The organism is Kitasatospora sp. NPDC093558 (genome assembly GCF_040683475.1).
Classification (GTDB): domain Bacteria; phylum Actinomycetota; class Actinomycetes; order Streptomycetales; family Streptomycetaceae; genus Kitasatospora.
This window is the reverse complement of sequence record NZ_JBFBDY010000220.1, coordinates 1-10,217: the sequence shown is the minus strand read 5'-3', so window position 1 is coordinate 10,217 and position 10,217 is coordinate 1. Positions and strand designations below refer to the sequence as shown.

The window sequence follows — 10,217 nt, the reverse complement described above, 5'->3', positions numbered from 1 at the left end:
GCGGGGCAGGCGGCAGCCGGTCGAGGGCGGGGACGGCGTCCGGCGAGAGGTCGCGCCTCGCGCAGCCGGCGGTGCACCTCGGCGGCGTCGGCGGGCCGGTCGGCGGGGTCCTTGGCGAGGAGCTGGGCGATGAGGTCCCCGAGCGCCGGGTCGACGGTGCGGACGCGGGCCGGGATCACCTCCAGGTGCTGGTACATGTACTCGGGGGCCGTGGCCGCCTGGAACGGCCGCCGGCCGGTGCACAGCTGGTAGAGCATGATGCCGAGCGCGTAGAGGTCGGCCCGGGCGTCCGCCCCGGCGCCGGACCAGACCTCGGGGGCCAGGTAGGGCACGGTGCCGACGATGGTGCCGGTGGAGGTGAGCACGGCGCTCTGGGTGAGCAGGCGGGCGATGCCGAAGTCGAGCACCTTGGCCTTGCCGGTGTCCTTCGCGATCATGACGTTCTCGGGCTTGATGTCCCGGTGGACGATGCCCTCGCGGTGCGCGGCGTCGAGTGCCCGGCACACGTGGCGGGCCCAGCGCAGGGCGTCGGCCGGCTCCACCCCGCCCTTCTCCGTCCGGCCCTTCTTGATGACGTCGGCGAGCGACTCGCCGTCGACGTACTCCATGACGAGGTAGTGCGTCTGCCCGGAACCGGTCCGCACCCGGCCGTAGTCGTGCACCGTCACGATGTGCGGGCTGGCGAGCCCACCGGCCGTCTCGGCCTCGCGGATGAACCGGCTGACGGCCTCCCGGTCGGTGGCGTGCTCCTCCAGCAGCACCTTGACCGCGACCCTGCGCCGGCCCAGCCGCTCGTCGGTGGCCAGCCACACCACACCGAAGCCGCCCCGGCCGAGCTCCCTGACCAGCCGGTAGCGGCCGTCGAGCAGGTCCCCCGCCTTCATGCCTTCCCCCAAGTCCGCTTCCTCCGCCCGGCGTTCGCCGCCGGGCGGACCACCATAGCGGCGGGGGAAGGCGAACGGGTGAACGGATCAGGAGCCGGTCTTCGGCAGCCCGGGCGGGTTGATCTCGGAGCTCGGCACGGCCTCGTTCGCGAGGCCCCACCGCTTGAGCACCTGGGCGTACGTGCCGTTCCTGATGGTCTCCTCGATCGCCGCGTTGAGCGCCTTGACCAGCCCGTTGTCCTTCCTGGTGGTCGCCGCGATCTTGCCGAGGACGTCCGCGCCGCCGCCCGAGTAGCTGCCGGCGATCTCGGTCTCGCCGCTCTGCGCGGCGTGGAAGGCCAGGCTGGGGTTGGGGCCGACGTAGGCGTCGATCCGGCCGGAGGAGAGCGCGAGGTAGAACTCGACGCCCTGGAAGTACTTGATGTCGATGGGCTTCAGGCCGTTGCGGACGTCCTCCTCGCTCCACGCGATCAGCAGCTTCTCCTGGTTGGTGCCGGAGGAGACGCCGACCGTCCGTCCGGCGAGGTCCTTGGCGCCCGTCACCTTCAGGCCGCTGCCCTTCTTCGCCTCGAAGCCGAGGATGTCGAGCCGGTAGGTGGCGAAGTCGTACTTCTCCTTGCGGGCCTCGGTGACGGTGATGTTGGAGACACCGACGTCGTACTTGCCCGCGTCCAGGCCGACGAAGACGTTCTCCCAGGACACCGGGTTGAACTCGGGCTTGAGTCCGAGCACGTCGGCGATGAGCGAGGCGATGTCCGTCTCGACGCCGATGACGGTCTTGTCGTCGTTGGCGTAGAAGTCCAGCGGCGGGGTGGTGCCGAGGCTGTCGGCGACCGTGAGCGTGCCGCGTCTGCGGATCTCGTCCGGGACGAGCGCCGCGACGGCGTCCACCTTGGGCGTGGTGACGCGCTTCTGGTCGGGCGTCAGGTTGACCGTCGTGCCGTCCGGGGCGGTGGTGCCCTTGGCCGGGGCGAGCTCCGCCTCGGCGCCCGCGGGACCGCCGCACGCGGCCAGGCCGAGGAGGGAGACGGCGGCGACGACGGCGACAAGGGCGCGGCGAGGCAGGGACATGGCGGAACTCCTGTACGGGAAAGGGGTGTTCGTGAAGGGTGCGGATTCAGAGCACCTTGGCGAGGAACGCCCTGGTGCGCTCCTGCCGCGGGTGGTCGAGGACCTCGGCCGGCGGGCCCTGCTCGACCACCACGCCGCCGTCCATGAAGACGACGGTGTCGGCGACCTCGCGGGCGAAGCCGATCTCGTGGGTGACGACGATCATCGTGGTGCCGCTGCGGGCGAGGTCCTTGATCACGTCTAGCACCTCGCCGACCAGCTCCGGGTCCAGCGCCGAGGTCGGCTCGTCGAACAGCAGCACCTTGGGCTCCAGGGCCAGGGCCCGGGCGATCGCCACCCGCTGCTGCTGCCCACCGGAGAGCTGCCGCGGGTAGGCGTCCGCCTTGTCGGCCAGCCCGACCCGCTCCAGCAGCCGCAGCGCCGCCGCCCTGGCCTCGGCCTTCGGCCGGCGCAACGCGCTGACCGGCGCCTCGACCAGGTTCTCCAGCACGGTGAGGTGCGGGAAGAGGTTGAAGCCCTGGAACACGAAGCCGATGTGGGTGCGCTGGCGCAGCACCTCGCGCTCCTTGAGCTCGTGCAGCCGGTCGCCCGAGCGCCGGTAGCCGATCAGCTCGCCGTCGATGGCGACGAAGCCGCGGTCCAGCTTCTCCAGGTGGTTGATCGAGCGCAGCAGCGTGGACTTGCCGGAGCCGGACGGGCCCAGCACGACGGTCACCGATCCGGCCGGGACGTCCAGGTCGACGCCGCGCAGGACGTCGAGCGGGCCGAAGCTCTTGTGCAGGCCGCGGACCTGCACCATGGGGGCGGCGGGGGTCAGGGTGGTCACGACTGTCCTTCCGGGCTGCGGGCCGCGCCGAGGCTCCGGACGAAGGCCCGGGCGCGCTGGAGCGGGGTGGGCGGCGGGGTGCGCTCGGCGCCGCGGGCGAAGTGGCGCTCGACGTAGTACTGACCGATCGACAGGGCGGTGGTCAGCAGCACGTACCAGACGGTGGCGACCATCAGCAGCGGCACCACCCGGCCGGTCCGCCCGTAGATCACCTGGGCCTGGTAGAAGAGCTCGCCGATGGCCATCACGTAGACCACCGAGGTGCCCTTGAGCAGCGAGATCACCTCGTTGGCGGCGGCCGGCAGGATGCCGCGCATGGCCTGCGGCAGGACGATCCGCCAGGCCTGGCGCCGGCGCGGGATGCCGAGCGCGGTGGCGGCCTCGCGCTGGCCGGCGTCGACGGCGATGACGCCGCCGCGGATGATCTCGGCGGCGAACGCGGCCTGGTGCAGGCCGAGGCCGAGCACCGCGGCCCCGAGCGCGCTGAGCACGCCCATCGTCTCGAAGCCGCCGAAGGTCGGGCCGAACGGGATACCGAACCCGAATCGCTTGTAGAGGTAGGAGAGGTTGAACCAGAACACCAGCTGGACGATCAGCGGGATCGAGCGGAACGCCCACACGTACGCCCACGCGACGGACCGCAGGATCCGGCTGCGCGACAGTCGCAGCGCGGCCACCACGGCGCCCAGCAGGAAGCCCAGGACGGTGCCGTAGGCGGTGAGTTCGAGGGTGCGGCCGACCGCGCGGACGATCACGTCGGCGGTGAAGTAGAGCCGGAAGGTGCCCCAGTCCCAGCCCGGGTTGGTGGCCAGGCCGTGGACGAACTGGGCGAGGACGACGAGCACGGCCAGCCCGGTGACGAGCCGCCAGGGGTGCCGGGCGGGGACGGTCCGCAGCCCGGCCAGCTCGTCGAGGTCGACGTGCCCGGGTCTGCGCGCGGCGCCGGCCGGACTGCGGACGGCGGTGTCGGTGACGGTCATGCGGGGACTCCTCCAACGGGCCCGGGGGTCACGGGTGTTCGGGCGGGCTGATCCGGGACTCCGGGATCGCCGAGTCGGCGACGCCCCACTTGCGCAGGATCCGCTCGTACGTCCCGTCCTTGATCAGCTGGTTGACCGCCGCCTGGAACGCCGGGGTCAGCCGGGAGCCCTTCTTGAACGCGAAGCCGACGTCGAGGCGGTGGAACTCGCCGAGGAAGCGCGTCCCCGAGGCCTCCTGCGCGGCCTGGTGGCGCAGGCCGTTGATGGTGGACATCACGATGTCGATCCGGCCCTGCTGGAGGCCGGTGAGCACGGCGCCGCTGTCGCTGAACGCCTTGACCTCGTAAGGCTTCTTCCCGGCGTCGGTGCACACGTTCTTCTTCGCGTTCAGCGTGGTCTCGAAGGTGGTGCCGGCGCCGGTGCCGACGGTCAGCCCGCAGAGCTGGACGAGGTCGGTAATGGGCTTGGCGCCGGTGTCGTCCTTGCGCACCGCGAAACCCTGGCCGTCGTCGATGTAGGTGACGAAGTCGATCGTCTTCAGCCTGGCCGTGGTGACGCCGAAGTTGCCGGTGCCGACGTCGTACTTGCCGCTGTCGAGGGCGGGCAGGATCGTCTCGAACGCGGCCTCCTCGCGCTGCACGGTGAGGCCGAGCACCCTGGCGACGGCGTCGGTGACGTCGATGTCGATCCCGGCCGGCTTCTTCGTGACCTGGTCGGCGTAGAACGCGCTCGGCGGGTAACCGAAGGAGGCGCCGAACCTGACGGTGCCGGCGGCGCGGACCTCCTCCGGCAGCAGGGCCGCCGCCGCGTCCGACCTGGCGATCCCGGAGAGCACGTCCTGGCCCGCGGCGGCGGCCAGTCGGCTCGCGCCGGGCGCACCCGGGATCTTCGGGTCCGAGCCGCACGCGGCCACCGCCAGGACCGGCAGCAGGACGGTCGTGGCCGCGAGCAGGCGGCGGACGGAAGTGGTTCTCACGGAAGGGCCTTTCAGAGGTGCTTCTCGAACGGGAGCTTGCCGATGGTCAGCGGATCGGCGGTGAGGTCGAACAGCGGCGTGTAGCCGGTCGCGAGGTAGAGGCCCCTGGCCTCCGGCTGGAGCGGGCCGGTGGTCAGGAAGATCCGGCGGTACCCGGCGGCGAGCGCCGCCCGCTCCAGCTCGGCCAGCACCCGGCGGGCCAGGCCGCGGCGGCGGTGCGCCGAATCCGTCCACATCCGCTTGACCTCCGCGGTGTGCTCGTCGTACCGCTTGTACGCGCCGCCGGCCACCGGCCCGCCGTCCTCCAGCAGGAGGAGCAGCAGGCCGTGCGGCTCGGCGAAGGAGTCCGCCGGGTAACGGGTCATCTCCAGCTGCCCGGCGGGCCCGTAGCGGCTGGTGTACTCGTGCGTCAGCTCCCGCAGTAGCGGCGCGACCAGCGGGTCGTCGATCGTGACGCGCCGGATCTCCGTCGTACGCGCGGCGTCGCTCATGCGCCCACCTCGCTGCGCTCGGCAGCCGCTTCGCGAAACGCGCACCTCTTCATGGCTCGCTCGCTCCGCTCGCTCACGCGCCCACCTCGCTGCGCTCGGCAGCCGCTTCGCGAAACGCGCACCTCTTCATGGCTCGCTCGCTTCGCTCGCTCATGCGCCCACCTCGCTGCGCTCGGCGGCCGCTTCGCGCAACACGCACCTCTCGACGGTTCGCTCGCTTCGCTCGCTCACGCCTGCACCGCGATCAGTTGCCGCCGGTCGCGCTCCGCCTGCTGCGCCTTCGCGGCGTCCCGCTTGCGGACCTCCTCGCGGACCAGCGGGATGACGTACCGCCCGAAGTCGATCGCGTCGTCCAGGAGGTCGTAGCCGCGCGCCGAGAGGATGTCCACGCCGAGGTCGTAGTAGTCGAGCAGCGCCTGGGCGACCGTCTCCGGGGTGCCGACCAGGGCGTTGGAGTTGCCGGCCCCGCCGGTGGCCGCCGCGGTCGGGGTCCACAGCGCGCGGTCGTAGCGCTCGCCGGCCTCGGCGATCTCGATGAGGCGCTGCGAGCCGGTGTTCTCAGGAAGGCCCGAGCCGACCGGCCGGCCGCGGCGCACCAGTTCCCCGCCCGCCCGACGGGCCTTGATCGCGTCCACCGTCCGGTACGCCTTCTCCCAGGCCAGCTCCTCCGTCGGCGCGATGATCGGCCGGAAGGCCACCTGGATCCGCGGCACGTCGGTGCGCCCGGCGGCGCGCGCCGCCTCCTTCACGCGCTCGATCTGCTCGGCGGTGCGGGCCAGCGGCTCGCCCCACAGGCAGTAGACGTCCGCCTCGGCGCCGCCGGCCGCGTAGGCGGCGTCCGAGGAGCCGCCGAAGGAGACGTTAGGGCGCGGCTGCTGGACGGGGAAGACGTCCGAGACGAAGTCGTTGAAGCGGTAGTGCTCGCCCTCGTGGTCGAAGGGCTCGCGGCTCGTCCAGGCCTTCTTGACGATGCCGATGTACTCGCGGGTGCGGGCGTAGCGCTCGTCCTTGGTGAGGAAGTCGCCCTCGCGCTGCTGCTCGTGGTCGTTGCCGCCGGTGATGAAGTGGACGGTGAGCCGGCCGCCGCTGATCTGGTCGAGGGTCGCGAAGGTCTTGGCGGCGAAGGTCGGGTACGAGACGTTCGGCCGGTGGGCGAGCAGGATCTGCAGCCGGTCGAGCTTCGAGGCGAGGAACGCGGCGGCCGCGGCCGGCTCGGGCGAACCGGCGCCGTACGCGAACAGGACGCGGTCCCAGCCGTGGTCCTCGTGGGCGCGGGCCAGCCGCAGGGTGTAGTCGCGGTCGAAGGCGGCGGTGGTGCGGGCGGTGGTCTCCGAACCGTCGCCGGTGGCGGCGATGCCGAGGAACTCGACGGGCATGGCGGAACCTTTCGGGTGGGCCGACGGCCCGCGGACGGACGCCCGCAGAGGGGCAGCCGTGAACGCGGGTACGTGAGAAGAGGGAACTGCCGGAGCGCAGTGGGTGAGGCCGGAGAAGGCGGCAGCGCACGGCTGACGGGAGGGCCGTCAGAGAGGGCGGACGGCGGTCCGCTGCCGGGTCAGGCCGGACACGCCGCCGACCACACCCGACCGAAGTCGATGTGGTCGCGGGTGACCAAGGGCTGCTCGGCGGACATGGCCCCAAGTTGAGCAGCGGCCCGGCCGGTACGTCAACCACCCATCATTGCAGCGCTGTTGCAATCTCCTGACGTCGTTCCGAGGTGCCCTGCCGCCCTTGACAGCCCGCGCGCACGGCGGCCTACGATCACGGCGGAGCGCAGGAGCCGGACCGTGTTGAGGGACGCGGGCCGGCGGGACGGCCGTACGTGACGACACCCGTACCTCCCCGCCAGGAGCCTCCGCCATGGCCACTCCACCCGATGTCCTCCCCTCCCCGACCCGCCCCGCACCGCCCCCCGACCCCGGCACCGCCGAGGCCAGGATCGTCGCCCGCCGGAGCCCCGGCCAGTGGATCGCCGCCGCGGCGGCCCTGCTGCTGTTCGCCATGGCGGCCGGCTCGGTCGTCCGCAACGACGCCTTCCAGTGGGGCGTGGTCGCCGAGTGGTTCACCGCGCGGTCCGTCCTCGACGGCCTCGGCCTGACCCTCTGGCTCACCGCCGTCACGCTCGGCCTCGGCTTCGCGCTCGGCACCGTGCTCGCCACCATGCGGCTGTCCGCCAACCCGGTGCTGCGCACGCTGAGTTGGGGCTACATTTGGCTCTTCCGCTCCACCCCGCCGCTGGTCCAGCTGCTGTTCTTCTTCAACATCGGCGCGCTGTACCCGACGCTAGGCCTCGGCATCCCGTTCGGCCCGGAGTTCGTCACGGTGAAGACGGTCAACCTGATCGGCCCCACCCTGACCGCCGTCATCGGCCTCACCCTGCTGGAGACCGCGTACGCCGCCGAGGTGATCCGCGGCGGGATCCTCTCCGTCGACCGCGGCCAGCTGGAGGCCGCCGCCGCGCTCGGGCTCGGCCGGTGGCGGGTGCTGCGCCGGATCGTCGTGCCGCAGGCGATGCGGGCGATCGTGCCGACCGCGGGGAACATGCTGATCGGCGCGCTCAAGGGCACCAGCATCGTCAGCGTACTGGCCGTCTCCGACCTGCTCTACTCGGTCCAGCTGGTCTACCTGCAGTCGTACCAGGTGATCCCGATGCTGATGGTCGCCACCATCTGGTACCTGGTGATCACCACCGTCCTGTCCGTCGGCCAGTACTACGTCGAACGGCACTACGCCAGGGGCGCCACCCGGGACGGGCTGCCGCCCACCCCGCTCCAGCGCGCCCGGGCGGCCCTCCGGCGGGTGATCAAGGCATGAGCGTCCTCGTCATCATCGGCGCCGGCCCACGCGGCACCGGTTTGCTGGAGCGCATCGCCGCCAACGCACCCGAACTGCTCCCACCCGACCGGCCGTTGCACGTCCACCTGGTCGACCCGCACCCGCCCGGCGCGGGCCGGATCTGGCGGCACGACCAGTCCCCGCTGCTGCGGATGAACTCGATGGCCGAGGACGTCACGATGTTCACCGACGAGCGCTCGACCATCGAGGGCCCCGTCCGCCCCGGCCCTTCGCTCGCCGAATGGGCCCGCCGCCAGCACGAGTTCGCGCCCTACCGGGAGGTCGAGGACCCGGCCGTCCGGGCCGAACTGCGCACGCTCGCCCCCACCGACTTCCCCACCCGCCGGGCCCAAAGTGCCTACCTGGACTGGGTGTTCCGCCGCGCCGTCGCCGATCTGCCGCCGCACGTCACCGTCACCGTCCACCGCGACACCGTCCGGCGGATCGACGGCCCCGCCGACGGCCCGCAGACCGTCCACCTCACCGACCGGACGCTCACCGCCGACCACGTCGCCCTCGCCCTCGGCCACCTCGACTCCGTCCCGCACCCCCGGCACGCCGCCGACGCCGACTTCGCCGCCCGGCACGGCCGCTTCCACCTCCCGCCCGCCTACACCGCCGACGCCGACCTGTCCGGCCTCACCCCCGGCGAACACGTCGTGGTGCGCGGCCTCGGCCTGGCCGCGGTCGACCTGGTCGCCCTGCTCACCGAGGGCCGCGGCGGTCGGTTCGAGCCGACGGCCGACGGGCTGCGCTACCGCCCGTCCGGCCGCGAGCCGGTGCTCCACCTCGGCTCCCGGCGCGGCGTGCCGTACCACTCCAAGACCGGCTACCGCCTCCAGGGCCCGTCCGCCCCGCTCCCCCGCTACTTCGACGCAGCCGCCGTCGACGCCGTCCTCGCCACCGCGCGACCACTCGAACTACGCCGCGACGTCTGGCCGTTGATGGCCAAGGAAGTCGGCTTCGGCTACTACCACGAGCTGTTCCACGCACACCCCGAACGCACCGCCCTGCCCTGGTCCGCCTTCCTGGCCCGCTACGACCGGCACGGCTGGTACACCCCCGAACTCACCACCCTCGTCGCCGAAGCCGTCCCCGACCCGGCCGACCGGCTCGACTTCGAACAACTCGACCACCCACTAACCGGACTCGAACTCGCCTCCGCAGACGAACTCCAAACCCACCTGCGCACCCACATCACCGCCGACGCCGACCGCCGCGCCGACCCCGCCCACAGCGCCGACCTAGGCGCCTTCCTCGCCCTGCTCTCCCTGTTCGGCCAGCTCCCCCGAGTGATCGGCTCCGGCCGCCTCACCGCCCGGTCGATCGCAGAGGACGTCGACGAGTGGTTCTTCGGCTACTTCAACCACCTCGCCTCCGGCCCGCCCGGCTTCCGGCTGCGCCAGCTGCTCGCACTCTCCGAGGCCGGCGTGGTCCGGTTCCTGGGAGCCGGCATCCGGATCGAACGAAACGAGCCCGACGGCACCTGGCGAGCCTCCGGCACCACCGTGCCCGGCCACACCCTCACGGCGACGGCACTCATCGAGGCCTACCTCCCCAAGCACACCGTCGACCGCACCGCCGACCCCGTACTGCGCGACCTGCACCGCGCGGGCCAAGTGGCGGAAGAGGTGATCGCCGACGACGAGTACGCCCACCACTCCGGCCTGATCACCATCTCCCCGGACGACAGCCGCCTCCTGGACCCCACCCTCAACGGCGCCCCCCACCCCCGCCGCACAGCCCTCGGCCCCCACACCACCCAACGGACAGCCGCCGCTTTCGCCCGCCCGAGAACGAACTCGCCGGCCTTCCGCCAAAACGACAAAGCAGCCCGCACCCTGCTAGCCACGATGGCCACCCACCCCACCCCAGCAATGGCCAGCTGAACGCCTCCCACCCCCTCCCCCAAGCCGCACCAACCCACCCACCTCAACCACCCCCCATCCCCCTCCCCCAAGCCGCACCAACCCACCCACCTCAACCACCCCCCACCCCCTCCCCACCCAAGGCGAGAGGGAGCGCTGCGGGAGGGGGTGGCGGAGGGGGTGGCCGCGGAGAGGGGCGTGACGGGTGATTTTCAGACTGCCAACGGCGAGAACCCCCCACCCAACAGAGTCGGCAGTCGGAAAATCATCCAGCCCCCGGAGCGGC

At 72.3% G+C, this 10,217-nt stretch carries 9 protein-coding genes; 2 read left to right on the top strand and 7 right to left on the bottom strand.

What is annotated here, in order from left to right; all coding sequences use genetic code 11:
* From AB0O00_RS20685 to AB0O00_RS20655, 7 genes are all read right to left on the bottom strand, one after another.
* On the bottom strand, nucleotides 1–896 hold an 896-nt coding region (locus AB0O00_RS20685), incomplete at its 3' end, for a serine/threonine-protein kinase (protein ID WP_363653805.1).
* Nucleotides 897–971: 75 nt separating this feature from the next.
* Nucleotides 972–1,955, bottom strand: a complete 984-nt coding sequence (locus AB0O00_RS20680; RefSeq protein ID WP_363653803.1) for an ABC transporter substrate-binding protein — start codon at nucleotides 1,953–1,955, stop codon at nucleotides 972–974.
* Nucleotides 1,956–2,001: 46 nt separating this feature from the next.
* Nucleotides 2,002–2,754, bottom strand: coding sequence for an amino acid ABC transporter ATP-binding protein (locus AB0O00_RS20675; protein WP_363653807.1), 753 nt, complete (start codon nucleotides 2,752–2,754; stop codon nucleotides 2,002–2,004).
* Between the two features lie 23 nt (nucleotides 2,755–2,777).
* Nucleotides 2,778–3,761: an amino acid ABC transporter permease gene (locus AB0O00_RS20670; protein WP_363653801.1), complete on the bottom strand. Its 984-nt coding sequence runs from the start codon at nucleotides 3,759–3,761 to the stop codon at nucleotides 2,778–2,780.
* A 28-nt stretch (nucleotides 3,762–3,789) separates the two neighbouring features.
* Entirely contained in the window at nucleotides 3,790–4,737 is a 948-nt protein-coding gene (locus AB0O00_RS20665) for an ABC transporter substrate-binding protein (RefSeq protein ID WP_363653799.1), read from the bottom strand.
* An 11-nt stretch (nucleotides 4,738–4,748) separates the two neighbouring features.
* On the bottom strand, nucleotides 4,749–5,228 hold the full coding sequence (locus tag AB0O00_RS20660) for a GNAT family N-acetyltransferase (RefSeq protein WP_363653797.1): 480 nt from the start codon (nucleotides 5,226–5,228) through the stop codon (nucleotides 4,749–4,751).
* A gap of 227 nt (nucleotides 5,229–5,455) precedes the next feature.
* A complete protein-coding gene (locus AB0O00_RS20655) occupies nucleotides 5,456–6,604 on the bottom strand; it encodes an LLM class flavin-dependent oxidoreductase (RefSeq protein ID WP_363653795.1) in 1,149 nt (382 codons plus the stop codon).
* A gap of 484 nt (nucleotides 6,605–7,088) precedes the next feature.
* On the opposite strand from AB0O00_RS20655, the gene AB0O00_RS20650 reads away from it, so the two are divergent.
* Together AB0O00_RS20650 and AB0O00_RS20645 are read left to right on the top strand one after the other, a co-directional pair.
* Nucleotides 7,089–8,042, top strand: a complete 954-nt coding sequence (locus AB0O00_RS20650; protein WP_363653793.1) for an amino acid ABC transporter permease — start codon at nucleotides 7,089–7,091, stop codon at nucleotides 8,040–8,042.
* Nucleotides 8,039–9,952, top strand: a complete 1,914-nt coding sequence (locus tag AB0O00_RS20645; protein WP_363653791.1) for an FAD/NAD(P)-binding protein — start codon at nucleotides 8,039–8,041, stop codon at nucleotides 9,950–9,952. Before AB0O00_RS20650 ends, AB0O00_RS20645 begins: the two co-directional genes overlap by 4 nt.
* Nucleotides 9,953–10,217: the final 265 nt, after the last annotated feature.